Origin of the sequence: Leclercia sp. 1548, from assembly GCF_050435045.1 — a bacterium.
Classification (GTDB): domain Bacteria; phylum Pseudomonadota; class Gammaproteobacteria; order Enterobacterales; family Enterobacteriaceae; genus Enterobacter; species Enterobacter adecarboxylatus.
Window position 1 is genome coordinate 273,281 of the sequence record NZ_JBNDJP010000001.1, and the last position, 23,893, is coordinate 297,173.

The following is a 23,893-nucleotide window of genomic DNA, read 5'->3' on the forward strand; positions in this document are numbered from 1 at the left end:
ATCACCCCCTTCTCACTTCACAGCCCGCAGGTGCGATACGTTCCCGCGATAGCTTGCCCAGTCGAAATTGACCCAGATGCCGCTGTCCATCCGAAGGCGATCTACGACGCGCGCGCCGAGTGTAGCCACCAACTCGTCGTAATTCAGGTTGCTCAGGATGCCGACCGGTCGCATCGAAGAGAGCCGACGGTCAATCACTTGGTTGATAATCACCTTCTCACCACTGGAGCCGCGCTGGATGCCTACTTCGTCCAGCACTAGGAGATCGACGTTACACAGATCGTTAAGCAACGCTGATTCAGACTGTCCGCCGTCGTAGCACTCGCGAACACGGAGCATCAGGTCAGGGATGGTCACCACCAGAACGGAGTGCCCGGCTGCCAGCAGGTGGTTGCCGATTGCCGCCGCCAGATGATTCTTCCCGGTACCCGGTGCGCCGCTGAAGACGAAGCTTGCGAATCCGCCTCCGCCAAAGTTTTGCGCGTAGCTCTTCGCCATGCTGTAGGCCTGACGCTGTTCCGGGCCTGATACTTCGTAGTTCGCGAACGAGCAGCTGCGGTGAAGGGCCTGTATTCCGGCACGACCAAAAATTTTCTCAGACCGCGCGCGCTGGTTTTGCTTTTCGATTAGCTGGCGGTGTTTACGGCCCTCTTCCTGCTGCCATGCCTGCCACTCTGCGACGCTGTTGAATTTCGGCTGCACGCTGGCCGGGATAAACTTACGCAGGCGTTCAAGCGCGCTGCCGGTGCCGATTGCGTTTTTCATGGTTGCCCCCTGAAGCCTGCTGGGATTTTTTTATCTGGCTGGGAAATGTGATTCACATCTCGGACCGCCTTACGGCTGCTCAGGCCAAATTTTGGCTTGAACAGACCCTGGTACCCGTTTGCGATGCTGGTGTTGATCACGGCTACCGGATCGTGACCTTCGTCCAGGCACTCTTTCAGCAGACGGAACGCTTTGGTGACGGTCAGTTCAGTTTTGATGGCCTTGCCAGACTGCTGACGATAGGCAATCCACTCCCTCCAGGACGACGCATCCAGCCATTCAGGAACCGGGATACTCAACGGGTCAAACTTCACCTTCTCCCTTGGGGGATTAGAGGGGGTTAGATCTGTATTTATATTTGTCTTTGGAAGAATGTCTTTGGTGTTCCCTGTTTTCGGGGATCCATTTCCCTGTTTTCGGGGATAACCATCCCCGTTTTCAGGGATGGTTTGAGGGGTATTTTTGCTATCCCCGTTTTCAGGGATAGCTGTCCCTGTTTTCAGGGATAACCATCCCTGTTTCAGGGGATTGTAAAGGCTGATTTCGGGAATAGAGATTACCCAAGTTATAGCTTCAGCAGACGGGAAAGCTACTGGGCACTTCATGCAGTTCGGCTTTGTATAAGCCCATTTATCCAGGTTGGTATTAATCCCTATGTATCTGGTTTGCCCGATGCGGCGCAGGATGATGATGTTCCGATAAGCGAGGCTCAGCACGGCTTCAGAAACATGCTTTACCTTCAGCGTGGTTTTGTCCGCGATGAGGCTGTTGGCAATCCGGTCTGATTTTTTCGACCAGCCATACGTCAGACGAACGATAGCGTTCAGCACCCGGAACTCACGGCCCGATAACTCGACGATACACAGAGCATCCTGAATCTGGTTGGCTAAGCGCAGGTAGCCATTCTCCAGTTCAGCCATGCGACTCTCCTGCTTCCCCTCTTGCGTGGGGAAATTGTAAATTTCAGCAGTATTTGACATACTTACCTCCGCAATTGACTGACGTTTGTTGCAACTGAAGGCCACTTCTGTTCCCGCAGAGTGGCTTTCGCCTTTTTAGATCCCGTCATACAGCCCCCAACATCGTCGTTACCATAGCCATTAATGGCGCCACAGAGTCCGGGCCGTCCAGATAGAAACTGGCGACAATCTTTTCGCTGATCTCCTTCAGCCGAACCTGCTTTGGCGCTTTGAGCATGACAGCCTGAATAGCTTCAGCGTCCTCTTTCACCGTTCTGGCGATTCGAACTGCAACATCGTCGATCTGAATGACACGATCCCGATACGCAAGAGGTAATGCCGAGATAATGGCTGGGGCCAGCAATTCGACATTCGAGCGGTATACTGCCGAATTCTCTTTGTTGTCCAACCAGCGAAACATCTTCACGTTCCAAACGCCCGGCTGAACGTTGAGATCAATTCCTTCAAGCGCCATTTCTTCCGCCACTTCCCTGATTTGCAGCGCAACGAATAAACGCCCTTCCGCTGCTGCCCAGGCGCGGACCGCTGCGCATAAATTACGGTGGTCAACGTTACCAGCTGACTCTTCTTTGTGGTGATACTGGAATATCAGGTGCTCTGCCGGCGCTCTGTTATTCTGTTGAAAAGAAAGTGTTTGCATTGTTAACGCTCCTACTTTGGTAAACCGTCAGTGGGATTTGGGTAAAGATCTGGTCGCAGTTCGTGGGGTGTTACGCCAGTAGCCTCAAACACTGGCAGCACTCGTTCGGCAGGAATGCCTTTGCGGCGCCACAGCGAAACGGCCATTTTTGAAACTCCGATCAAAGCGCCAAGCGCGCTGGCTGAGCCAGATCGGAGGATTGCATTTTCAATACCAGTCATAGGACCTCCTTAAGTGAGCAAAGTAAAGCACCAATTTACCATTGAGTCAATACACGCCTGCCTACCAACTGGTAAAGCTATTGTTTACAATCCCTATATGAATAAAAAAGATCCTAACCAGAGCCTGATTTCTAGGCTGACTGAATTGAACGGCAAAGGCTTCTCAAAAACAGAGATGGCCAGGGTTGCTAATGTCAGCAAGCAGGCTGTAACCGGCTGGTTTCGAACCGGTAAAATCAGCAAAGAATCAGCATTGGCTATTGCAGACGCAGCTGGCGTATCGGTGCCATGGTTACTCGGTGAGGACGTTGGAGAGAAAGACGGACTCAAGCCGGACGAACAGCGTCTGCTGGAGCTTTACCGCCAGCTGCCGGAAGAAGAACAACAGAACATGCTCCGCATCTTCGCGATTCGCCTGAAGGAGCTTGATGAAATGTATGAGAAGTACATGAAGGGGCGGACCCGGTCTAACAAACGGTTAAATGAAAATGAATGAAGTAAGAATTCTTTCTGTAACCTCAGGTAAAACAGTACGTGATAATGACAATAGGGCGTTTTGTCATCCGATATCTGTTTTCCCTGCGGCCACTTATCCTATTGACTTAGAGCTTTGCATAGAAGTGCATCTTTATGGTACATCCCCCACTTCTTCCTATCATTTAACATTAGAAGTACTTGATGATAAAGGTAATGACACAACTTCTGCCTACCAATGGCTGGAACCAATCGATATAAACGAAGCTCACAATGGAGAGGGATTTTACGTAACCAAGCTTTTATTTGACTTAAAAGGCCATAAAATTCATTCTTCAGGGCTGTATAGAATTGAGGTGGGTCTGTTAGATAAGGATGCCTCTGAGCCTGATGCCATAAAGTACGAGCGCATGTCGACTTTCATAATTGTATCCGATACTTGGGTTACTGGTGAAAATAATGCATAAGATGTATAACTATAATGCTGAGAAAGCCAAACGTGGCATGACCCCTGCTTTCCCTGAGCTGGATGGTAAGTTTGGGGATGGAAATGGCGGAGGTGATGACATGCTCGAGAGAATAAAAAAACTAGAAGAAAAAGTATCGACGTTAGTAACTGACATCGCAGTCATAAAATCTAATTACGCCACCGGTAGTGACATCGCATCTGTTAAAACCGAGGTAGCTAACGCTAAAGCTGATCTTCATAGTGCATTAAGACTGCAGGCGTTGACAATCATTGGGTCAATGATTGCTATCGTAGGCGTTGCTTCCGGAATTGTTATTAAATTTTTACACGCCTGACAATCAGATTAAACCCGGCCACCACGCCGGGTTTTTTTATATCCTAACCCACCAGCTCCGCCGCAAAACTACCACCCCGAACTCCCCGATCCCGACCTTGGCGTCGGAATTTTTTTGCCTTCTAACACGCAATTCCGCACTCCAAATCATACCAGTAAAGCATTGCTGTACTTTTTATAACTTCATTGCTTGACCATTTAGTAAAGTGGTGATTTACTAGTATCACCAAGACGCACCACGTACCACCCAGGCATGGAGCCCACGAAGTAGCCGCCGGCGGCATACGAATAGTCGGATGAGGTGGAGTGATTAACGCGCATCAGGTTAAAGAAACGTTCCGCCAGCCTGGCGACAAGGGCAAACAAGAGGGAATCATCATGGTTCATCAGCACTATGGAACCCAGACGGTCAACCGCGGCGCAGTTCTGCCCGGCATGCTCGTAAAGCACAAAGACAGCACCTGGACGGCATCCGCCAACAAGCGCGGCAAACTCTATCTGCATCGCGGCATTGAGCGTACTTGCACCACTGATCTGCTGGTCGAGGTTTTTCTTAACGGCGTGGGGAATGGCCTGAGCCATTAACGGAGGGAGTCATGCAAGAGAAGAAATGCGCGTACTGCCGCAAACCAATCGAGCAAGAGAAAGAAGTTAAAAACGTATTGCTCTTCATCTGCGGCGCCCAGCTGGCGCGCGAACCACGTGACTACTGTTCTACACGTTGCGCTTCTTACGACCAGATGGCTCACGAAGCCTAACGTAAAACCCGCGCAAGGCGGGGTCTACGTCCGGTGCCACCAACCAAAGTTACACCGGAATTTATACCAAAACCAAAAACACACCCAATGGGCGCTATCTCTGGCCCGGGGATCTTACATCCAAAAATGAGGATCTGACATGGAATTTTTCTACCTGGTTAAGGCCACTCAGAAGTCAGGGAAGCCTGACGCTGTAGTGTGGCTCTCCGCCAACACCCAATCACGAGCTGCGTTGCAGCTGGATGTCGCGCTGGAAGATGCAGGCATCGAAACTGGCCGCGGTAAAGACTACGCCAAGCCTGTTCGCACCGATTTCCCGGTGTTCAATGACCTGCCCGAAGAAAGCACCATCGATTACACCTGGTGCGAGCGCTACACCCTGGCCGAAGACCAGCGCACCTGGAACGTGATCCCGGGTGCCGCATCTCAGAGCGAAACCACCATCGCCCTGGACAGCGCCACCAGCGATGAGAATCAGCCGACCGCAGCGGTAACCCCCACTGATACCGCAGATGTGGGCAGCACCTCCCTGCTTGAAAATCGCACCCCGGCTGTCCGCTTCGCCGTTCATCTGTTGGGTGACAAATACCTTTCGGAAATCAGCCAGGAGCAGCACATCGTCGCGAACGAACTGGCGACCGATGAGGGAAATGTTTACTTCCAGCGTCTCCTGAAGGCCAAAAATGACGTTGCTGATATTAGCGATCTCAGCCTGCATGCTGAGTGGAAGCTGGTGCAGGCCGTCAAAGAAGTTTTTCCGCAGGACAAAGAACACGACCCTGCACTGGTGGCCGCCTTCATGTCGGGCTGGATTAAGGCAGAAGCTGGTGATCGCAATCAGCTGGTTGAAGACTGGAAGAATGGAAAGCTCCCGGCCAAGGATGAGCCTGATTACTGGTATGAGAATGGCCTGCGGGTCCATAAAACCGGTGATGAGTTTACTCGTTATCCATTATGCAAACTGCCGTTCCGTCAACAACTGCTGGCTCAACTGACGGTGGACGAACTGCGCCATCATGTCACTCGCGGTGAACATGCGGAACTGCATGCGCTGGAGAGTGATACCGACAATAGCTATGTCCAGACCCTTTTGCTTGCTGCTGAAAGCTGCCCTGAGGTTAAGACCTTCGATACCAAAGACCTGTGGCGCTATTCCAATGCCATTCGCAAAGTGTTCAGCATGGATAAACGCCATGAGCTGGCGCTGCTGTTGCAGTTCACTAAAGCCTGGGTAGCCACCCCATATATTGACCGTGGGATCCTGACACGCGAATGGGCCGCCGGCAGCCGCATAAGCAATGTGCAGCGCACAGATGCAGGCACCAATGCCGACGGCGGGTACGTAACTGACCGTGGAGCAGATGCGCATCACACCCTGGACACCCTCGATCTGGAGATCGCCTGCGCCCTGCTGCCGATGGATTTCCACCATTTTGAAATCCCTTCCAGTGTTTTGCGCCGCGCCAAAGAGATTGTCGCGAACAAAGAAGATCCATGGAAATCCTGGAGCAAAATTTTACGCAATCAACCTGGCGTTTTGGCGGTCAACCGCGCGGCCATTTTTAACTTGGTACGCATTGCGCCGGAGAACATCCACCTGACGCCGGTTGCTCATCTCGAATACGTCAACCAGACAATGACAGTAGCTTTCTGCCAGGCGACAGAGCTTCTCCCTCTGCCGTGCATCGAATCGGAAGAGGACACTCAAGCCGTCGAGCAGCAACAAGCATTGCCGAAATGGGTAGAAGCCGGTGAGAAAAAACTCGCTGATGAAGATGAAGCAGAAACGCAGATCCTGCCAAAGTGGGTGAGTGCTGGCGACAGCCAGCCACAGGTCGCTAACCTCGGAGGCGGCGTGTTCTCTATCGATGGCCTGATGGGTGGAAATACTGACCCGGTCACCAATACCCCCTCAAACGCAGTCGAAAAAACGGAAACAGTAACGGAGACCACCAGCGATGTGCAGATGGAAGAGACTCACCCGCAGGAAGGAGAAGCTGGTGACGCGTTACCACCAGGCGAAAGCGCTGATGCAGCTGATCCGCAAACAGATGCCCTGAACCTGGCAGAAGTTCTGGCCGTCGCCGTGCCAGAGCTGGCGAACGCCACGCAGCCGGAAGTTACCACCGAAGCGCCGGAGGAAACCGCCAGCGCGCCGGAATACCCGGCGTACTTCGAACCGGGCCGCTATGAAGGTCTGCCGAATAACGTTTACCACGCAGCGAACGGGATCAGCAGCACCCAGGTGAAGGATGCCCGAGTCAGCCTGATGTACTTCAACGCGCGCCACGTCGCCAAAACCATCCCGCGCGAAAGCTCCAAAGTGCTGGATATGGGTAACCTAGTGCATGCGCTGGCGCTGCAGCCGGAAAACCTCGATGAGGAGTTCACCGTGGAACCGGCGATCCCGGAAGGGGCATTCACCACCGCGGCGACCCTGCGCACCTTTATCGATGCGCATAACGCCAGCCTGCCAGCGCAGCTGAGTGCCGACGATATCAAGGCGCTGCTGGATGAGTACAACGCCACCCTGCCCGCACAGTTGCCGCTGGGTGCATCAGTTGATGAAACCTACGCAGCTTATGAGCAGTTGCCAGAGGTTTATCAGCGAATTGAAAACGGCACGAAACATACCGCCACGGCAATGAAAGCCTGCATCAAAGAGTACAACGCCACCCTGCCCGCGCCGGTGAAAACCAGCGGTAGCCGTGATGCGCTCCTCGAGCAGCTGGCGATCATCAACCCTGACCTGGTGGCACAGGAAGCGCAGAAACCTGCACCGCTGAAAGTGTCCGGCACCAAAGCGGAGATGATCCAGGCGGTGAAGTCCGTTAAGCCGGATGCGATATTTGCTGACGAACTGCTGGATGCGTGGCGCGAGAACCCGGGCGATAAGATTTTGGTTACTCAGCAGCAGATGCAAACGGCGCTGGCCATTCAGAAAGCCCTCCACGAGCATCCGACAGCCGGCAAGCTGCTGCTGCACCCTGATCGCGCTGTTGAGACGAGCTATTTCGGTATCGATGAAGAGACCGGGCTGGAAATCCGCGTGCGCCCGGATCTGGAAATCGACATCGACGCCGTTCGCATTGGGGTCGACCTGAAAACCATCAGCATGTGGAACGTGAAACAGTCCGGCCTGCGTGCCCGTCTGCACCGCGAAATCATCGACCGCGATTATCACCTCAGCGCGGCAATGTACACGAACACCGCGGCGCTGGACCAGTTCTTCTGGATTTTCGTCAACAAAGACGAGGGTTATCACTGGATCGCCATCGTTGAGGCCAGCGAAGAACTGATTGAGCTTGGCATGCTCGAGTATCGCCAGACGATGAACCGCATCGCCAACGCTTTCGACACTGGCGTGTGGCCAGCGCCGATCACCGAAGACTACACCGACGAACTGAACGACTTCGACCTGCGCCGCCTTGAAGCGCTGCGCCTGGCTTAATGGAGAGAATGACAATGCAAAACACTAACGTAACCGTTGCTGACCAGAACGCTGTGATTAACTCCAACGTGGCTCTGTTCGATTCTCAATACCTGAACGCCATCAGTACATTTGCTCAGATTATGGCTCAGGGTGCCGCAACAGTTCCCAAGCACCTGCAGGGCAATCAGGCCGACTGCATGGCTGTTGCGATGCAGGCCGCCCAATGGCAGATGAATCCCTTTGCAGTGGCGCAGAAAACCCACCTGATCAACGGTGTCCTCGGATACGAAGCTCAATTAGTTAATGCGGTAATTTCTCGCAGCGGCGTGCTGGCCAACCGCTTTGAATATGAATGGTATGGGCCATGGGAAAAAATCATTGGCAAATTCAATATCCGCAAAGGGGATAAAGGAGAGTATCGCGTACCAGGGTGGACGATGGCTGACGAAGCTGGAATTGGCATCGTTATCCGCGCAACGCTGAAAGGTGAAGACCAGCCCCGTGAACTGGATTTGCTGTTGGCGCAGGCACGCACCCGCAATTCAACACTATGGGCTGATGATCCGCGCCAACAGCTCGCATATCTGGCAGTGAAGCGCTGGGCGCGACTGTTCTGCCCTGACGTAATCCTCGGGGTATATACCCCTGACGAGCTTGAAGATCGCCAGGAGAAGGAGATTAACCCTGCGCCCGCTCAGAAAGTCAGCCTGGCTGACATCCCCGGTGACACTGTAACAACCACCCACAGCGCGCAGGAATCGGCAACCAACATTGATGCTCTGGCCGATGATTTCCGGGATCGCATTGAAGCGGCGCAGGACGTAGATAACGCCAAAGCAGTTAGGGCCGATATTGAAACTGCCAAGAACACGCTGGGTTCGGCCCTATACACCGAGCTGAAAAACAAGGCCGTGAAGCGTTATCACCTGGTGGATGCGCGCAACAAGGTTGAGGCGGCGATCAACTCCTTGCCGCAGCCCGGCGAACCGGATGGTGCCGAGCGCTTCGAGGAAGCTGAACGCGTGCTGGCGTCGGCAAAACGTCATCTGGGCGACGAACTGCACGATCAGTTCAGCATCACCCTGGCAGACATGAAACCGGAATACGTGGCCTAAGGGAGGCGGGAGGGTTCGCCCTCCCGGTAACGAGATGAGCAAATTCACAAAAGAGCAGTTGGTTGAATACGTAAAGGGATGTATCGAGCACGCCGAGCGGTTTCCGGGCGTCGAAATAGCCGACAAAGAAAAGGCCATATTTGAAATCGCGCTGGCAGCACTGACCGCTCCGACTGAACCGGTCTATCAATACCGCATCAGGAACGAATACAACGGTCAGGTAACGGAGTGGCAAACCATTCGCCGTGACCAGGTTGATTTTGTTTTGAAAGCACAGCCGCTTAATGCTGAGTTTCAAATTATCGCCCCGTCAGCGCCGGAAGTGCCAAAAGAATGCCCGTCAGAAATTCGTGATCTGATGGCATCACATTCTGACGCCCTTTTTGATGACGACGACGCACAGGAGATTTGGAACGCCTGCCGCGCCGCCATGCTCCAGGGCGCAAAAAAGGTGGTGAAGCATGAAGCTGATTAACCGCAGCACACAGTCACCGCTGACGCGTCAGGCCTGCGAAATCGCCCTGGCGGCCCATCAAGAGCGGTACGGAAACTACGGACGCAGCCGGATGAAAGAGACGTACACGGTAAAGGTGGAAGGAGTGAAGGTCTGGGTGGAGGTGGTGAACCGCAAGGCGAGCTACGTGGCCACGGCGATGACCGGCATGCGCCGCCTGCGATCATTACCCGGGCAGATCGCCTGATATTGAAATATCAATGTTTAACAACCGGCATCTTTATAATGATGTCGGTTACCTGAGGTGAAAGATGGCACAGGTGATTTTTAACGAAGAGTGGGTGGTCGAAGCGAAGCTGTGTGAGAGAACGGGACTCTCAAAGCGGCAGGTAACCTGCTACCGCGCTCATCGCTGGATCGAAGGTATTCATTTTAAGCGTGTAACCCAGACTGAAGGAGATAACAACTCTCCGCGGGCGACACTTTGGTACAACTTCCCAAAGATAAACAGTTTCGTTCAGGAGCAGTGACGTGGCGCCAACGGGTGTTGAAATTCACAATGGCAAGATTCGGATATGGTTCATTTATCGAGGGGTTCGTTGCCGGGAAACGCTTAAAGGCTGGCTGGTGACGAACGCCAACCTCAAAAAAGCAGGCCAGCTCAGAGCGAAGATCACCAGTGATATCCAGATGGGGATATTCGATTATGGCCTGCAGTTTCCTGGCTCTAAGGCAGCAAAAAAATTCTCAACTACGTTGAGGATTAGTACCTTCCAGGAACTTTGTGATGAATACAGCGGAACCAAAGAGCTGGAAATGTCCTACGCATCAGCGCGGAACATGCATTCCATCATCAAGATTCTGCTGCGGATCGTTGGTAGCGAAACCCTCATCACCGATATTCAACAGATCGACATTCTGAGATACCGGAAGGAGTTGTTGCTGGGGGATGTACGGAATGATGTTGTGCCACATTTGAATAAAACGGGCCGTGCACCGGCTACGGTAAACGAGCAAATCCGCACGCTTTGCGCCATGCTAAAATTTGCCAAACGTAGCCACATTATTACCAACAGCCCTTTTGAAGATATTCCTTCTTTGAAACGGCCAAGAAAAGCACCGGATCCATTCACGATGGAAGAATACGAGCGATTCATTTCGGTATTACCGGCTTCAGTTGTTAACTTATGGAAACTGGCCTTTTACGCTGGTCTTCGTCATGGGGAGCTGTGCGCACTTGGATGGGATGATGTTGATCTGGTCGATGGAAAAATTCACGTCAGTCGGAATCTGAACAATTACGATCAGTTCGGGCCGCCTAAAACGTCCGCCGGAGAACGCACGATCACATTGCTGGAGCCAGCCCTCGAAGCGTTAAGAGATCAGTTCCATCTGACCGGTGCAGACCAGACGACAGAAATCACATTTAACCATCGTGCGTATGCGAGCACTGATCAGCAGCACGTACGGTTTGTGTTTCGTCCGGTAATTAAATTTGCCGTTCCGAATCCCTATTATTCAAAAAACGCGCTGGGCTATAGCTGGAAGCAGGGCTTAAAAAAAGCGGGAATACGCAGTCGTGTGCCTTATCAGTCTCGCCATACTTACGCGTGCTGGTTGTTGTCTGCAGGAGCGATCCCCTCTTTCATCGCCAGCCAGATGGGGCATACTGATGCCAGTATGGTGTATAAGGTTTACTCTAAATGGATGTGTGATAAAGACCGGGATCAGGTGGAGTTTTTAAACAGCAAATTAGGCTAATTGCCCCCTATATGCCCCTTTCATTCTGCAAATGCATGAATTTCTCAGCATTTTTAATAGGTTAATTAACTGTAGTATAATGGCTCGCACTTCTACTAATAAAGAGTGCGACCATGATTGATATCACCCTCCCGTTAACTGACGTTCATCGCCACCTTGATGGTAACATCCGCGCCCAGACCATCCTTGACCTGGGCCGTCAGTATAATTTAACCCTGCCCGCACAAACCCTTGAAACGTTGATCCCACATGTGCAGGTTACGGAAAACGAGCCGGATCTGGTCAGTTTCCTGAGTAAGCTCGACTGGGGGGTAAAAGTTCTGGCCTCGCTGGACGCCTGTCGTCGCGTCGCTTTTGAAAATATCGAAGATGCCGCGCGCAACGGTTTGCACTATGTCGAACTGCGCTTCTCGCCGGGCTACATGGCGATGACCCATAAACTGCCGGTGGCAGGCGTGGTTGAAGCGGTGATTGCTGGCGTGCGTGAGGGCTGCAAGACCTTCAACGTCGAGGCCCGTCTGATTGGCATCATGAGCCGCACCTTCGGGGAAGACGCCTGCCTGCAGGAGCTTGAGGCGCTGCTGGCGCACCGCGACCATATCACCGCTGTGGATCTGGCGGGTGACGAGCTGGGCTTCCCGGGCAGTCTGTTCCTTTCTCACTTTAACCGCGCCCGCGATGCTGGCTGGCACATCACCGTGCATGCCGGTGAAGCGGCAGGCCCGGAGAGCATCTGGCAGGCCATTCGCGAGTTAGGTGCCGAGCGTATCGGTCATGGGGTGAAGGCGGTTGAAGATCCGGCCCTGATGGACTTCCTGGCAGAGCAGCGTATCGGGATTGAATCCTGTCTGACCTCCAACATTCAGACCAGCACCGTGGCGACGCTGGCGCAGCATCCACTGAAAACCTTCCTGGAGCATGGGGTGATGGCCTCGCTGAATACCGACGATCCGGCGGTTCAGGGCGTGGATATTATTCACGAGTATACGGTTGCCGCCTCGCTGGCTGGACTGAGCCGGGAGCAGATCCGCCAGGCCCAGATCAACGGGCTGGAGATGGCCTTCCTGACTCCTGCGGAGAAGCAGGCGCTGCGCGACAAGGTCGCACGCGGATAAGAAAAAGCCCGGCTCTGCCGGGCTTTACTTTTTTAAGCGAGACACAAGGTCGCGCGATGTTTCGCAGACTCAATCCCTAGCTCAATCAACTCCATAATCTGAATCGCCTGGCTCGCAGGAACAGGGTTTTCACCGTCGCCGTTCAGTGCATCGCGAATACCAGCATAATAGGCCGGATAGTTACCCGGCAGCGTCAGCCAGGTCTCTTCTACACGCTCTTCGCCTTCAACGCGGGTCAACACGCCGTCACGCATGTCATAACCCCAGTCTTCCTGCGGCAGACGCTCGCCATTTTTCAGACGATCTTCCTGCGGGTCGAGGCCAAACTTCACGTAGCTGCCGCGGGAGCCATGCACTATATAGCGAGCCGATTCTGCCGCTGCCATCATGGTGCCGTGCAGTACCACACGACGCTGCGGATAACTCAGCACAGCGTGGAAGTAGTCCGTGGCCTGTGCGCCAGGGCGCAGTTGGGCCAGATCGACGTTCAGACTCACCGGTAGACCGAACAGGTTAACGGCCTGGTCAAGCAGATGGGGGGCCAGATCGTACCAAATGCCGCTGCCCGGACCCGCCTGCTCGCGCCAGCGGTTGCGTACCTGCGGACGGAAGCGATCAAAATGCGATTCAAAGAAGGCTACTTCTCCGAGAGACCCGTCAGCGATCAACGCTTTCACGGTCAGGAAATCGCTGTCCCAACGGCGGTTATGAAACACGGAGAGCAATTTCCCGAGGCTTTTCGCCAGCGCGTCCAGCTCCCGGGCCTGTGACAGTGTCACGGTAAAAGGTTTGTCCACCACCACATGCTTCCCTGCTTCCAGGGCTGCTTTTGCCAGCGGGAAGTGAGTGTCATTGGGCGTAGGGATGACGATGAGATCAATAGTGGGATCGTTAAACAGATGCTTCGGCTCGGAAACTACCGGCACCGTCGGCCAGTCTGCATGCACTTTACTCGCATCGCTACTGGAGATTGCCGCCAGTTCCATCCCCGGCGTGCCATCAATTAGCGGAGCATGAAACGTTTTACTCGCATAACCATAACCTATTAATCCAACACGGATTTTGTCGTTCATGACGTCGCCTCTCTTCTTTTGACACACATATTTCACACTATCTCTACTCTGGTCACAATAGGTTAAAACTGGGTTTTGCGCCTCGGGGCGACATATGCAATCAGTAATTTCTGATTAACAATTATAACTAGCTGATTACAATCGCAAAACAACACTGCAAAGCGCTTGCCGGGCGGCAATCTGCGCTGTAAAATTCTTAAACTGTATTTATGGATAAAACAAAATAACGAATCATGACGACAATCATTAATCGAATTATCGAGTTAGCCGGATGGATTGTGTTGGGCGTGTCGGTGATATTGCTGGGCATCGCCAGCCATATCGACAACTATCAGCCGCCGGAACCGGTCAATAGTGTCAATCAAGCCAAGCCGCATGCACTGCTCAAAAATAGTGACATATGATGTCAGTTGCATATTGCCAGCCGTCATGAACAGCGTTAACCTTCATCGCCAGGCGTCGACCGACGCCTGATTTTGCCATGTAAAGAAAATTCTTATTTTTGCCGCTACGCTTCGGCAAATGTTTACGCCTTTTTTGTTCCGTTTACTATTCGACCGAATTACTTCTTTGGTATCACTCCTTCTTAATATGGAAAATTATTAATATGACCGTTCAGGACTATTTATTAAAATTTCGCAAAATTAATTCCCTCGAAAGTCTGGAAAAGTTGTTTGATCATCTGAACTACAGTCTGAGCGATAACCAGGAGATTATCAGCATGTACCGCGCCGCAGATCATCGCCGCGCTGAACTGGTCTCTGGCGGGCGTTTGTTCAACATTGGCGAAGTGCCTAAGTCCGTGTGGCGTTACGTGCTATAAGAGGGTAGCCATTCCCGGGAAATGTTATATACTCTCGCCCCTGCAAATTTGCAGTTTGCACTGTTACGCTGACTTCGGGAGAGAACATGACCACAACGGCTGGAGAAAAAATTGGCGGCTGGTTACTGGCTCCGCTTGCCTGGCTGCTAATGGCATTATTAAGCGCTTCGCTGGCACTCGTCCTTTACTCTACGGCGTTAACGACGCCGCACGCGTTAAAAACGCTGGGCGCGCAAAATACCAGTAATATTGTCATGTGGTTTATTTCTTTCGCCTTTGCGATTGCCATGTGGTACTACACGCTTTGGTTAACCATTGCGTTTTTTAAATGCCGTCGGGCTGTGCCGAAACACTATATTATCTGGCTACTGGTTTCTGTATTACTGGCTATTAAAGCTTTCGCGTTTTCGCCCGTCTCCGATGCGCTGGCGGTGCGTCAGTTACTCTTCCCCCTGCTGGTGACTGCACTGTTTGTGCCCTACTTTAAGCGTTCGGCACGCGTGAAGAACACCTTTGTGAACCCGTAATAACCTTACAGTTAACCTGTTGTCGCCTGCCGCGGCTTGTCCGATAATAGGGGGCTTTTTTATCTCAGGCTGAAAAATGACCGATTACTTACTGCTTTTTGTCGGCACGGTGCTGGTAAACAACTTCGTTCTTGTGAAGTTTCTTGGCCTGTGCCCGTTTATGGGCGTGTCCAAAAAGCTGGAAACAGCAATGGGGATGGGGCTGGCAACCACTTTCGTGATGACCCTCGCCTCGATCTGTGCCTGGTGGATTGACACCTGGATCCTGCTCCCCCTTGGCCTGACCTATTTGCGCACGCTGGCCTTTATTCTGGTTATCGCGGTGGTGGTGCAGTTCACCGAAATGGTGGTGCGCAAAACAAGCCCGGCGTTATACCGTTTGCTCGGCATCTTCCTGCCGCTGATCACCACTAACTGTGCGGTGCTCGGCGTGGCGCTGCTCAACATTAACCTTGGGCACAATTTCCTGCAGTCGGCGCTGTACGGCTTTTCGGCTGCGGTCGGCTTCTCGCTGGTGATGGTACTGTTTGCGGCGATCCGCGAACGCATGGTCGCCGCCGATATCCCGGCACCGTTTCGCGGTAACGCCATCGCGCTGGTTACCGCCGGTCTTATGTCTCTTGCCTTTATGGGCTTTAGTGGTCTGGTGAAGTTGTAATGAATGCAATCTGGATCGCCATCGCAGCCATCAGCGTACTGGGGCTGCTATTTGGCATCATTCTCGGTTACGCCTCGCGCCGCTTCGCGGTTGAGGACGATCCGATCGTTGAGAAAATTGATGAGCTGCTGCCGCAAAGCCAGTGTGGGCAGTGCGGCTATCCCGGCTGTCGCCCGTACGCAGAGGCGGTAGGTAACGGCGGAGAGAAAATTAACCGCTGTGCGCCTGGCGGCGAAGCGGTGATGCTGAAGATTGCCACCTTGCTGAACGTCGATCCGCAGCCGGTTGACGGTGACGAAAGTGCGCAGGAGCCGGTTCGTATGCTGGCGGTGATCGATGAACCAAACTGCATCGGCTGTACCAAATGCATTCAGGCCTGCCCGGTAGATGCCATCGTCGGCGCCACGCGCGCCATGCATACCGTGATTGAAGATCTGTGTACCGGCTGCAACCTCTGCGTTGCCCCCTGCCCGACGCAGTGCATTGAGTTACGCCCGGTAGCGACAACGACCGACAGCTGGAAATGGGATCTTCAAACCATTCCGGTTCGCATTATTCCTGTGGAACAACATGCTTAAGTTATTTTCTGCCTTCAGAAAAGAGAAGATCTGGGATTTCGACGGCGGTATTCATCCGCCCGAAATGAAAACCCAGTCCAGCGGTACGCCGCTGCGCCAGATCCCGCTGGCTAACCGTTTTGTTATCCCTCTTAAACAGCATATCGGTGCTGAGGGTGAGCTGTGCGTGAAGGTCGGTGACACTGTGTTACGCGGCCAGCCGCTGACCTTTGGCCGCGGGCGTATGCTGCCGGTTCATGCCCCCACGTCCGGTACCGTAACGGCGATTGCTCCGCACACGGTAGCCCACCCTTCTGCCCTGTCTGAGCTGTGTGTGGTGATTGACGCTGATGGTGAAGATCGCTGGATCGAACGCGACGGCTGGAGCGACTACCGTAGCCACAGCCGCGAAGAGCTGATCGCCCGTATCCACCAGTCTGGCGTCGCCGGGCTGGGCGGCGCAGGCTTCCCCACCGGCACCAAACTGCAGGGCGGCGGCGACAAGATTCAGACTCTGATTATCAACGCCGCCGAATGTGAACCTTACATCACTGCCGACGATCGTCTGATGCAGGACTGTGCAGCGCAAGTTGTTGAAGGTATTCGCATCCTCGCCCATGTTTTACAGCCGAAGGAAGTGCTGATCGGTATTGAAGACAACAAGCCGCAGGCGATCTCAATGCTGCGAGCGGTGTTGGCGGGAAGTCATGATATCAGCCTGCGGGTGATCCCGACAAAATACCCCTCCGGTGGCGCGAAGCAACTGACCCAAATTTTAACAGGCAAGCAGGTTCCACACGGCGGCCGCTCGTCTGACATCGGCGTGCTCATGCAGAACGTCGGCACCGCCTATGCAGTGAAACGTGCGGTCGTTGACGGCGAGCCGCTCACTGAGCGCGTCGTTACCCTCACCGGTGAAGCCGTCAGCCGCCCTGGCAACGTCTGGGCGCGTCTGGGCACACCGGTTCGTCACCTGCTGGACCAGGCCGGGTTCTGCCCGAGCGCGGAGCAGATGGTGATCATGGGCGGGCCGCTAATGGGCTTTACCCTGCCGTGGCTGGATGTCCCGGTGGTGAAAATTACCAACTGTCTGCTGGCCCCGTCCGTCAGCGAGATGGGCGAGGAACAGGAAGAGAAAGGCTGCATACGCTGCAGCGCCTGCGCCGATGCCTGTCCGGCGGATCTGCTGCCCCAGCAGCTTTACTGGTACAGCAAAGGTCAGGTCCACGACAAAGCAAAAGCCCATAACCTGGCCGACTGCATTGAATGCGGTGCCTGCGCCTGGGTTTGCCCGAGCAATATTCCGCTGGTGCAATATTTCCGCGTCGAAAAGGCCGAGATTTACGCCATCGCCCAGGAAGAGAAACGCGCTGCTGAGGCCAAAGCACGCTTTGAAGCCCGCCAACTGCGTCTGGAGCGAGAAAAAGCCGCCCGCGAAGAACGTCATAAAAAAGCAGCGGTTCAGCCTGCGGCGAAAGATCAGGACGCCATTAATGCCGCCCTGGCTCGTGTTCGCGAGAAGAAAGCCACCGCCGCTCAGGATGTGGTGATCCCATCGGGTCAGCGCCCTGACAATAGCGAAGCCATTGCCGCGCGCGAAGCGCGTAAAGCAGAGGCTCGTGCCCGTCAGGCCGAGAAGGCCCAGTCCGGCGCCGCACAGCCAGAAGCGGATCCGCGTAAAGCGGCCGTCGAGGCTGCTATTGCCCGCGCTAAAGCCCGTAAGACATCGCAGCCGGACGAGACTGACGTAGAACCGACCTCCGTTGATCCGCGTAAAGCGGCTGTTGAAGCCGCTATTGCCCGTGCGAAAGCCCGTAAAACCGCGCAGCCGGACGAGATCGAGGTAGAGCCGACACCGGTCGATCCGCGTAAAGCGGTCGTTGAAGCCGCCATTGCCCGCGCCAAAGCCCGTAAAGCGGCGCAACCGGACGAGGTTGAGACCGAACCGGCACCCGTTGATCCGCGTAAAGTGGCCGTTGAAGCCGCCATTGCCCGTGCGAAAGCCCGTAAAGCGGCGCAGCCGGACGAGATCGAGGTAGAGCCGACACCGGTCGATCCGCGTAAAGCGGCCGTTGAAGCCGCCATTGCCCGTGCGAAAGCCCGTAAAGCGGCGCAGTCGGACGAGGTTGAGGCCGAACCGGCACCGGTCGATCCGCGCAAAGCGGCCGTAGAGGCAGCTATTGCCCGCGCCAAAGCCCGTAAAGCGGCGCAGCCGGACGAGATTGAGGTAGAGCCGACATCGGTCGATCCGCGTAAAGCGGCGGTCGAAGCTGCCATTGCCCGCGCCAAAGCCCGTAAAACCGCGCAGCAGGACGAAATTCAGGTAGAACCGACACCGGTCGATCCGCGTAAAGCCGCGGTCGAAGCCGCCATTGCCCGTGCGAAAGCACGTAAAGCGGCGCAACAGGAAGAAGAACCGGCAGCCAATGACGATCCACGCAAAGCGGCAGTTGCTGCCGCCATTGCGCGCGTCCAGGCGAAGAAAGCCGCACAGCAGGCAGTTAACGAGGATTAAATGGTTTTCAGAATCGCAAGCTCCCCTTATACCCACAACCAGCGCCAGACATCGCGCATTATGATGCTGGTCTGCCTGGCCGCGCTGCCGGGCATTGCCGTTCAGTTCTGGTTTTTTGGCTGGGGGACGTTGTTCCAGATAATCCTGGGCTGTGCAAGCGCGCTGGCGGCGGAAGCCCTGGTGCTCAAACTGCGTAAGATGGCAGTAAGTAAGATCCTGGCCGATAACTCCGCCCTGCTCACCGGCCTGCTGCTGGCCATCAGTATCCCGCCGTTCGCTCCATGGTGGATGGTGGTGCTCGGTACCGTGTTTGCGGTGATCATCGCCAAGCAGCTGTATGGCGGCCTGGGGCATAACCCGTTTAACCCGGCAATGATTGGTTATGTGGTGCTGCTGATTTCCTTCCCGGTGCAGATGACCAGTTGGCTACCGCCGCATGAGATCGCGGCCACCGTGCCTGGCTTTATGGATGCCCTGCAGATAATTTTCTCTGGCCATACCGCCACAGGCGCGGATATGAACAGCTTGCGCATGGGCGTGGACGGTATCAGCCAGGCGACCCCGCTCGATACCTTTAAAACCTCTCTGCACGCCGGTCACAGCGTGGAGCAGGTCATGCAGTACCCGATTTACAGCGGCGTGCTGGCAGGCGCTGGCTGGCAGTGGGTAAACCTGGCATACCTTGCCGGTGGCCTGTTTATGCTGTGGCAAAAGGCGATCCGCTGGCATATCCCGGTGAGCTTCCTGGTCACCCTGGCAATTTGTTCCGGGCTGGGCTGGGCCTTCTCGCCGGAATCGCTGGCGTCACCGCAACTTCATCTGCTCTCCGGCGCGACCATGCTGGGGGCATTCTTTATTCTTACCGATCCGGTGACGGCCTCAACCACCAACCGTGGGCGTCTGATTTTCGGTGCTCTGGCCGGTCTGCTGGTGTGGTTGATCCGCAGCTTTGGCGGCTACCCGGACGGCGTGGCCTTTGCGGTTCTGCTGGCGAACATCACCGTACCGTTAATTGATTACTACACGCGACCACGTGTGTACGGCCATCGCTAAGGGACTCGCCATGTTAAAAACAATGCAAAAACACGGCGTGACGCTGGCGCTGTTTGCCGCTGTGCTGACCGGCCTGACGGCTCTCGTCAACGGGCTAACCAAACCCACCATCGACGAACAGGCGGCCCGTCAGCAAAAGGCGCTGTTCGATCAGGTGATCCCGGCAGAGCTTTACGATAACAACCTGCAAAAAAGTTGTTATCTTGTCGAGGCAGCCCCCTTAGGCAAAGGCACTCACCGTATCTTTATTGCCCGTAAAGGGGATGCCCCGGTTGGCGCAGTGATGGAAACCACAGCCCCGGATGGCTATTCCGGCGCCATCCAGCTGCTGGTCGGCACCGACTTCTCCGGCACCGTGCTGGGCACGCGCGTCACTGAGCATCACGAAACGCCAGGGCTTGGGGATAAAATCGAAACCCGCTTAAGCGACTGGATTTTGCATTTTGCCGGCAAAACCATTCATGGCAGTGACGATCCGGCATTTGCAGTAAAGAAAGATGGTGGTGAGATCGATCAATTTACCGGGGCGACCATCACCCCACGCGCGGTGGTAAATGCCGTTAAACGTGCGGGCATATACGCCCAGACGCTGCCTGCGCAACTCAACAATCTGCCCGCCTGTGAGGAGTGATCATGAGTCAGGTTAAAGAGGTTATTGTCCAGGGGCTGTGGAAGAACAACTCCGCCCTTGTTCAGCTGCTGGGGATGTGTCCCCTGCTGGCGGTCACCTCGACCGCCACCAACGCCCTGGGTCTGGGTCTGGCGACCACCCTGGTACTGACCCTGACCAACCTGTCGATCTCTGCCCTGCGTCGCTGGACGCCGTCAGAAATTCGTATTCCGATTTACGTGATGATCATCGCCTCGGTGGTGAGCGTCGTGCAGATGCTGATCAACGCCTACGCCTTTGGCCTCTATCAGTCACTGGGGATTTTTATCCCGCTGATCGTGACCAACTGCATCGTGGTAGGCCGCGCCGAAGCCTTTGCGGTGAAAAATGACCCGCTCATTTCTGCTCTGGATGGCTTTGCCATCGGCATGGGCGCAACGGGGGCGATGTTCGTGCTGGGTTCGATGCGTGAAATTCTCGGCAACGGCACCCTGTTCGACGGCGCAGATGCGCTGCTGGGCGGCTGGGCGAAATCCCTGCGCATTGAGGTGTTTCACACCGATACCCCGTTCCTGCTGGCAATGCTGCCTCCGGGCGCGTTTATCGGCCTCGGCATGATGCTGGCGGTAAAATACCTGATTGATGAGAAACGTAAGCGCCGCGCTGCCGCACGCAGCGTCGAGGAAGGGATCCCTGAGAAGGCTTCATGAACAAAGAGAAACGTTTAACTATTCTGCAACGCCTGCGGGATAACAACCCGCACCCAACGACCGAGCTGAACTTTACCTCGCCGTTTGAACTCCTGATTGCCGTCCTGCTCTCTGCGCAGGCTACTGACGTCAGCGTCAATAAAGCCACCGCAAAGCTTTATCCTGTTGCCAACACGCCGCAGGCGATGCTGGAGCTGGGCGTGGAAGGCGTTAAGTCGTACATCAAGACCATCGGCCTGTTTAACAGCAAAGCCGAGAACGTGATTAAGACCTGTCGCATGCTGCTGGAGCTGCACGGCGGCGAGGTGCCGGAAGACCGCGCCGCGCTGGAGGCCCTGCCGGGCGTCGGGCGTAAAACCGCTAACGTGGTGCTGAATACCGCCTTTGGCTGGCCAACCATTGCCGTGGACACTCACATCTTTCGCGTGTGCAACCGCACCAACTTTGCCCCCGGCAAGAATGTCGAGCTGGTGGAAGAGAAACTGCTGAAAGTGGTTCCGGCGGAATTTAAGGTCGATTGCCATCACTGGCTGATCCTGCACGGGCGCTATACCTGCATTGCGCGCAAACCGCGCTGCGGCTCCTGTATAATCGAAGATCTCTGCGAATATAAAGAGAAAACAGACCACTGAAACCGTCATTTGACGGTTTTTCACCTTTTCAATGCCTTACGGAAAGTATGCCTCCCTGCTGATCCCCCCTTTTGCAGTTGTTCAACCTGAGCACGAGTCCGCCCCTCGCGTAATCTGTGGCGATATAACAATCAAACAGGTTAATTGTTTTTTTGTCAGCGAAATTTTCTATATAAGTGTGACGGGGATCACTCTGTTCACACTGTGTTAATTTTATGTATTGGAAATGCCGACAAAGCCTTATTGCATCAATAAATCACCTCTGATAACCCGAAGATATGACCGGATATTTTTCAGAACTTAGTCCATATCACTGCATATTGCCTTTTACAGCAGAACATATCGCCATCTGCGCATTTTTTGGACTGATTAATAGTGAAAAAAACCAGTTTATACGCAACGGTAAAATTTAACGCTAAATAACATTTAGGTTTCTGGCGCATTATAGTGCCAGGGTTATATGTAACAGATTATTGCAAACACCTTGCCAGACGGGTCAGGATAGTGAACATTACCCGCCGTTTCCCCTCCCACTATAACTATAAAGCGGACGGACTACGGTCATCACGCTATGAACACCCCCGTTAATATGGGATGTAAAAAAAGAGGTATATGTGTCTACTGCAAACAATAAACCAGCTGAGGAAAGCGTAAGTCTTAACGCTTTCAAACAACCGAAATCGTTCTATCTCATTTTCTCTATTGAGCTGTGGGAGCGTTTTGGTTACTACGGTCTGCAAGGGATCATGGCTGTTTACCTGGTTAAACAACTGGGTATGTCCGAAGCTGATTCCATCACGCTGTTCTCTTCTTTCAGTGCTCTGGTGTACGGTCTGGTCGCAATTGGTGGCTGGCTCGGCGATAAAGTACTGGGAACCAAACGAGTTATTCTGCTGGGTGCCATCGTTCTGGCGATCGGTTATGGCCTGGTAGCCTGGTCTGGTCATGATGCCGGTGTGGTTTACATGGGTATGGCGACCATTGCGGTCGGTAACGGCCTGTTCAAGGCTAACCCTTCTTCCCTGCTTTCGACCTGCTATAAGAAAGATGATCCACGTCTGGACGGTGCATTCACCATGTACTACATGTCCATCAACATCGGCTCCTTCTTCTCTATGCTGGCGACCCCGTGGCTGGCAGCGAAATTCGGCTGGAGCGTGGCGTTTGCCCTGAGCTTCGTCGGCATGCTGATCACCGTGGTTAACTTCCTGTTCTGCCGCAGCTGGGTGAAAGACTACGGTTCAAAACCTGACTTTGCACCGGTACAGATGGGCAAACTGCTGGCGACCATCGTCGGCGTGGTGATTCTGGTCGCTGTTGCCACCTGGCTGCTGCACAACCAGGGTATCGCCCGTGCGGTACTGGGTGTGGTTGCCCTGGGTATCGTCTGTATCTTCGCGAAAGAAGCCTTCTCTATGCAGGGTGCGGCGCGTCGTAAGATGATTGTTGCCTTCATCCTGATGGTTGAAGCGATTGTATTCTTCGTCCTGTACAGCCAGATGCCAACGTCGCTGAATTTCTTCGCTATCCGTAACGTTGAGCACTCTATCCTGGGCATCGCGTTCGAACCTGAGCAGTTCCAGGCCCTGAACCCGTTCTGGATCATGGTGGGTAGCCCAATCCTGGCCGCTATCTACAACAAGATGGGCGACCGCCTGCCAATGCCGCACAAGTTCGCGATTGGTATGGTGCTGTGCTCTGGTGCTTTCCTGGTGCTGCCGCTGGGTGCGAAATTCGCCAGCGACGCCGGTATCGTCTCAGTCAACTGGCTGATCCTGAGCTACGCCCTGCAGTCTATCGGTGAGCTGATGATCTCTGGTCTGGGTCTGGCGATGGTTGCACAGCTGGTGCCACAGCGTCTGATGGGCTTCATCATGGGTAGCTGGTTCCTGACCACTGCCGGTGCCGCGATTATCGCAGGTAAGATTGCAAACCTGATGGCCGTGCCATCTGATGTAACCGATCCACTGCTGTCACTGCACGTGTATGGCGATGTATTCCTGCAGATTGGTGTCGCTACCGCAGTTATCGCCGTGCTGATGATGCTGACCGCACCGAAACTGAATCGTATGACTCAGGACGACGACACTACCGCAAAAGCGAGCAAAACCGCGACCGTGTAATGTCATCGGGAAACGACTGAACAGAAGCCGCTAACTGTGCGTTAGCGGCTTTTTTTTTAGTCGGTGCCGCACTACCATAGAGTAAACCTACGT

General features: G+C 54.3%; 28 protein-coding genes. 22 read left to right on the top strand and 6 right to left on the bottom strand.

What is annotated here, in order from left to right; all coding sequences use genetic code 11:
- Positions 1-12: 12 nt before the first annotated feature.
- The 4 genes from ABIE02_RS01330 to ABIE02_RS01345 all read right to left on the bottom strand — a co-directional run bounded on the left by ABIE02_RS01330 (position 13) and on the right by ABIE02_RS01345 (position 2,606).
- Entirely contained in the window at positions 13-765 is a 753-nt protein-coding gene (locus tag ABIE02_RS01330; RefSeq protein WP_336994687.1) for an ATP-binding protein, read from the bottom strand.
- The gene (locus tag ABIE02_RS01335; protein ID WP_336994688.1) at positions 762-1,745 is read right to left on the bottom strand and encodes a replication protein; all 984 of its coding nucleotides are present in this window, start codon (positions 1,743-1,745) and stop codon (positions 762-764) included. The genes ABIE02_RS01330 and ABIE02_RS01335 overlap by 4 nt, the downstream gene beginning before the upstream one ends.
- Before the next feature lie 85 nt (positions 1,746-1,830).
- Positions 1,831-2,385 (bottom strand): toxin YdaT family protein, encoded by a 555-nt coding sequence (locus ABIE02_RS01340; protein ID WP_336994689.1) that lies wholly within the window; start codon positions 2,383-2,385, stop codon positions 1,831-1,833.
- An 11-nt stretch (positions 2,386-2,396) separates the two neighbouring features.
- The gene (locus tag ABIE02_RS01345) at positions 2,397-2,606 is read right to left on the bottom strand and encodes a transcriptional regulator (protein WP_000145712.1); all 210 of its coding nucleotides are present in this window, start codon (positions 2,604-2,606) and stop codon (positions 2,397-2,399) included.
- Positions 2,607-2,619: 13 nt separating this feature from the next.
- Between ABIE02_RS01345 and ABIE02_RS01350 the strand changes: the two genes are divergently transcribed.
- Genes ABIE02_RS01350 through ABIE02_RS01360 form a run of 3 tightly spaced genes read left to right on the top strand, consistent with a single transcriptional unit; the run spans position 2,620 to position 3,884 of the window.
- Positions 2,620-3,102, top strand: coding sequence for a helix-turn-helix domain-containing protein (locus tag ABIE02_RS01350; RefSeq protein WP_336994690.1), 483 nt, complete (start codon positions 2,620-2,622; stop codon positions 3,100-3,102).
- Positions 3,089-3,547 carry a hypothetical protein gene (locus ABIE02_RS01355; protein WP_336994691.1) on the top strand — a complete coding sequence of 153 codons (459 nt, stop codon included), beginning with the start codon at positions 3,089-3,091 and terminating at the stop codon, positions 3,545-3,547. Before ABIE02_RS01350 ends, ABIE02_RS01355 begins: the two co-directional genes overlap by 14 nt.
- Positions 3,540-3,884 carry a hemolysin XhlA gene (locus tag ABIE02_RS01360; protein ID WP_336994692.1) on the top strand — a complete coding sequence of 115 codons (345 nt, stop codon included), beginning with the start codon at positions 3,540-3,542 and terminating at the stop codon, positions 3,882-3,884. Before ABIE02_RS01355 ends, ABIE02_RS01360 begins: the two co-directional genes overlap by 8 nt.
- A 197-nt stretch (positions 3,885-4,081) precedes the next feature.
- Here the strand turns inward: ABIE02_RS01360 and ABIE02_RS01365 are convergent, their stop codons facing one another.
- Positions 4,082-4,465, bottom strand: a complete 384-nt coding sequence (locus tag ABIE02_RS01365) for a hypothetical protein (protein WP_336994693.1) — start codon at positions 4,463-4,465, stop codon at positions 4,082-4,084.
- 14 nt (positions 4,466-4,479) lie between these two features.
- Here ABIE02_RS01365 and ABIE02_RS01370 point away from each other — a divergent pair, with 14 nt between their 5' ends.
- From ABIE02_RS01370 to add, 8 genes are all read left to right on the top strand, one after another.
- The gene (locus tag ABIE02_RS01370; RefSeq protein ID WP_336994694.1) at positions 4,480-4,641 is read left to right on the top strand and encodes a YdaE family protein; all 162 of its coding nucleotides are present in this window, start codon (positions 4,480-4,482) and stop codon (positions 4,639-4,641) included.
- Between the two features lie 139 nt (positions 4,642-4,780).
- The gene (locus ABIE02_RS01375) at positions 4,781-8,092 is read left to right on the top strand and encodes a RecE family exodeoxyribonuclease (protein WP_336994695.1); all 3,312 of its coding nucleotides are present in this window, start codon (positions 4,781-4,783) and stop codon (positions 8,090-8,092) included.
- 14 nt (positions 8,093-8,106) lie between these two features.
- Positions 8,107-9,189, top strand: a complete 1,083-nt coding sequence (locus ABIE02_RS01380; protein ID WP_336994696.1) for a RecT family recombinase — start codon at positions 8,107-8,109, stop codon at positions 9,187-9,189.
- Positions 9,190-9,223: 34 nt separating this feature from the next.
- Complete coding sequence (locus tag ABIE02_RS01385; protein WP_336994697.1) at positions 9,224-9,664, top strand: hypothetical protein; 441 nt, start codon at positions 9,224-9,226, stop codon at positions 9,662-9,664.
- A complete protein-coding gene (locus ABIE02_RS01390) occupies positions 9,651-9,890 on the top strand; it encodes a DUF4060 family protein (protein ID WP_336994698.1) in 240 nt (79 codons plus the stop codon). Before ABIE02_RS01385 ends, ABIE02_RS01390 begins: the two co-directional genes overlap by 14 nt.
- A gap of 64 nt (positions 9,891-9,954) precedes the next feature.
- Positions 9,955-10,173 carry an excisionase family protein gene (gene xisR, locus ABIE02_RS01395; RefSeq protein WP_059308102.1) on the top strand — a complete coding sequence of 73 codons (219 nt, stop codon included), beginning with the start codon at positions 9,955-9,957 and terminating at the stop codon, positions 10,171-10,173.
- Position 10,174: 1 nt separating this feature from the next.
- A complete protein-coding gene (locus tag ABIE02_RS01400) occupies positions 10,175-11,404 on the top strand; it encodes a tyrosine-type recombinase/integrase (RefSeq protein ID WP_336994699.1) in 1,230 nt (409 codons plus the stop codon).
- Between the two features lie 113 nt (positions 11,405-11,517).
- Entirely contained in the window at positions 11,518-12,519 is a 1,002-nt protein-coding gene (gene add, locus ABIE02_RS01405; protein WP_059308104.1) for an adenosine deaminase, read from the top strand.
- 32 nt (positions 12,520-12,551) lie between these two features.
- On the opposite strand, the gene ABIE02_RS01410 is transcribed toward add, so the two are convergent.
- Positions 12,552-13,592, bottom strand: a complete 1,041-nt coding sequence (locus ABIE02_RS01410; RefSeq protein WP_032617856.1) for an oxidoreductase — start codon at positions 13,590-13,592, stop codon at positions 12,552-12,554.
- 245 nt (positions 13,593-13,837) lie between these two features.
- Between ABIE02_RS01410 and blr the strand changes: the two genes are divergently transcribed.
- The 11 genes from blr (at position 13,838) to dtpA (ending at position 23,800) form a co-directional block, all read left to right on the top strand.
- Positions 13,838-13,996, top strand: coding sequence for a division septum protein Blr (blr, locus tag ABIE02_RS01415; protein ID WP_051916144.1), 159 nt, complete (start codon positions 13,838-13,840; stop codon positions 13,994-13,996).
- A 203-nt stretch (positions 13,997-14,199) separates the two neighbouring features.
- Positions 14,200-14,415 (top strand): transcription modulator YdgT, encoded by a 216-nt coding sequence (gene ydgT, locus ABIE02_RS01420; protein ID WP_032617854.1) that lies wholly within the window; start codon positions 14,200-14,202, stop codon positions 14,413-14,415.
- 86 nt (positions 14,416-14,501) lie between these two features.
- The gene (locus ABIE02_RS01425) at positions 14,502-14,942 is read left to right on the top strand and encodes a DUF2569 domain-containing protein (RefSeq protein ID WP_336994700.1); all 441 of its coding nucleotides are present in this window, start codon (positions 14,502-14,504) and stop codon (positions 14,940-14,942) included.
- A 76-nt stretch (positions 14,943-15,018) separates the two neighbouring features.
- Positions 15,019-15,600, top strand: a complete 582-nt coding sequence (rsxA, locus tag ABIE02_RS01430; RefSeq protein ID WP_032617852.1) for an electron transport complex subunit RsxA — start codon at positions 15,019-15,021, stop codon at positions 15,598-15,600.
- The gene (gene rsxB / locus ABIE02_RS01435; RefSeq protein ID WP_032617851.1) at positions 15,600-16,178 is read left to right on the top strand and encodes an electron transport complex subunit RsxB; all 579 of its coding nucleotides are present in this window, start codon (positions 15,600-15,602) and stop codon (positions 16,176-16,178) included. The genes rsxA and rsxB overlap by 1 nt, the downstream gene beginning before the upstream one ends.
- Positions 16,171-18,672: an electron transport complex subunit RsxC gene (rsxC, locus tag ABIE02_RS01440; protein ID WP_336994701.1), complete on the top strand. Its 2,502-nt coding sequence runs from the start codon at positions 16,171-16,173 to the stop codon at positions 18,670-18,672. Before rsxB ends, rsxC begins: the two co-directional genes overlap by 8 nt.
- Positions 18,673-19,725, top strand: coding sequence for an electron transport complex subunit RsxD (gene rsxD, locus ABIE02_RS01445; RefSeq protein ID WP_032617847.1), 1,053 nt, complete (start codon positions 18,673-18,675; stop codon positions 19,723-19,725). It abuts the gene before it with no gap.
- A 10-nt stretch (positions 19,726-19,735) separates the two neighbouring features.
- Entirely contained in the window at positions 19,736-20,356 is a 621-nt protein-coding gene (rsxG, locus tag ABIE02_RS01450) for an electron transport complex subunit RsxG (protein WP_032617846.1), read from the top strand.
- A gap of 2 nt (positions 20,357-20,358) precedes the next feature.
- A complete protein-coding gene (locus ABIE02_RS01455; RefSeq protein WP_032617845.1) occupies positions 20,359-21,045 on the top strand; it encodes an electron transport complex subunit E in 687 nt (228 codons plus the stop codon).
- Positions 21,042-21,677 carry an endonuclease III gene (nth, locus tag ABIE02_RS01460; protein WP_103793193.1) on the top strand — a complete coding sequence of 212 codons (636 nt, stop codon included), beginning with the start codon at positions 21,042-21,044 and terminating at the stop codon, positions 21,675-21,677. Before ABIE02_RS01455 ends, nth begins: the two co-directional genes overlap by 4 nt.
- A 614-nt stretch (positions 21,678-22,291) precedes the next feature.
- Complete coding sequence (gene dtpA / locus ABIE02_RS01465; protein ID WP_032617843.1) at positions 22,292-23,800, top strand: dipeptide/tripeptide permease DtpA; 1,509 nt, start codon at positions 22,292-22,294, stop codon at positions 23,798-23,800.
- The last annotated feature ends 93 nt before the right edge of the window (positions 23,801-23,893 follow it).

Coding starts and splice junctions, on each gene's coding strand:
- nth (WP_103793193.1), top strand. CDS start 21,042: ATGAACAAAGAGAAACGTTTAACTATTCTGCAACGCCTGCGGGATAAC.
- ABIE02_RS01340 (WP_336994689.1), bottom strand. CDS start 2,385: ATGCAAACACTTTCTTTTCAACAGAATAACAGAGCGCCGGCAGAGCAC.
- ABIE02_RS01355 (WP_336994691.1), top strand. CDS start 3,089: ATGAAAATGAATGAAGTAAGAATTCTTTCTGTAACCTCAGGTAAAACA.
- rsxB (WP_032617851.1), top strand. CDS start 15,600: ATGAATGCAATCTGGATCGCCATCGCAGCCATCAGCGTACTGGGGCTG.
- ABIE02_RS01370 (WP_336994694.1), top strand. CDS start 4,480: ATGCAAGAGAAGAAATGCGCGTACTGCCGCAAACCAATCGAGCAAGAG.
- ABIE02_RS01360 (WP_336994692.1), top strand. CDS start 3,540: ATGCATAAGATGTATAACTATAATGCTGAGAAAGCCAAACGTGGCATG.
- rsxC (WP_336994701.1), top strand. CDS start 16,171: ATGCTTAAGTTATTTTCTGCCTTCAGAAAAGAGAAGATCTGGGATTTC.
- ydgT (WP_032617854.1), top strand. CDS start 14,200: ATGACCGTTCAGGACTATTTATTAAAATTTCGCAAAATTAATTCCCTC.
- ABIE02_RS01335 (WP_336994688.1), bottom strand. CDS start 1,745: ATGTCAAATACTGCTGAAATTTACAATTTCCCCACGCAAGAGGGGAAG.
- ABIE02_RS01410 (WP_032617856.1), bottom strand. CDS start 13,592: ATGAACGACAAAATCCGTGTTGGATTAATAGGTTATGGTTATGCGAGT.
- rsxD (WP_032617847.1), top strand. CDS start 18,673: ATGGTTTTCAGAATCGCAAGCTCCCCTTATACCCACAACCAGCGCCAG.
- ABIE02_RS01385 (WP_336994697.1), top strand. CDS start 9,224: ATGAGCAAATTCACAAAAGAGCAGTTGGTTGAATACGTAAAGGGATGT.
- rsxA (WP_032617852.1), top strand. CDS start 15,019: ATGACCGATTACTTACTGCTTTTTGTCGGCACGGTGCTGGTAAACAAC.
- xisR (WP_059308102.1), top strand. CDS start 9,955: ATGGCACAGGTGATTTTTAACGAAGAGTGGGTGGTCGAAGCGAAGCTG.
- ABIE02_RS01375 (WP_336994695.1), top strand. CDS start 4,781: ATGGAATTTTTCTACCTGGTTAAGGCCACTCAGAAGTCAGGGAAGCCT.
- add (WP_059308104.1), top strand. CDS start 11,518: ATGATTGATATCACCCTCCCGTTAACTGACGTTCATCGCCACCTTGAT.
- ABIE02_RS01330 (WP_336994687.1), bottom strand. CDS start 765: ATGAAAAACGCAATCGGCACCGGCAGCGCGCTTGAACGCCTGCGTAAG.
- ABIE02_RS01345 (WP_000145712.1), bottom strand. CDS start 2,606: ATGACTGGTATTGAAAATGCAATCCTCCGATCTGGCTCAGCCAGCGCG.
- ABIE02_RS01455 (WP_032617845.1), top strand. CDS start 20,359: ATGAGTCAGGTTAAAGAGGTTATTGTCCAGGGGCTGTGGAAGAACAAC.
- ABIE02_RS01365 (WP_336994693.1), bottom strand. CDS start 4,465: ATGGCTCAGGCCATTCCCCACGCCGTTAAGAAAAACCTCGACCAGCAG.
- ABIE02_RS01380 (WP_336994696.1), top strand. CDS start 8,107: ATGCAAAACACTAACGTAACCGTTGCTGACCAGAACGCTGTGATTAAC.
- ABIE02_RS01425 (WP_336994700.1), top strand. CDS start 14,502: ATGACCACAACGGCTGGAGAAAAAATTGGCGGCTGGTTACTGGCTCCG.
- ABIE02_RS01390 (WP_336994698.1), top strand. CDS start 9,651: ATGAAGCTGATTAACCGCAGCACACAGTCACCGCTGACGCGTCAGGCC.
- rsxG (WP_032617846.1), top strand. CDS start 19,736: ATGTTAAAAACAATGCAAAAACACGGCGTGACGCTGGCGCTGTTTGCC.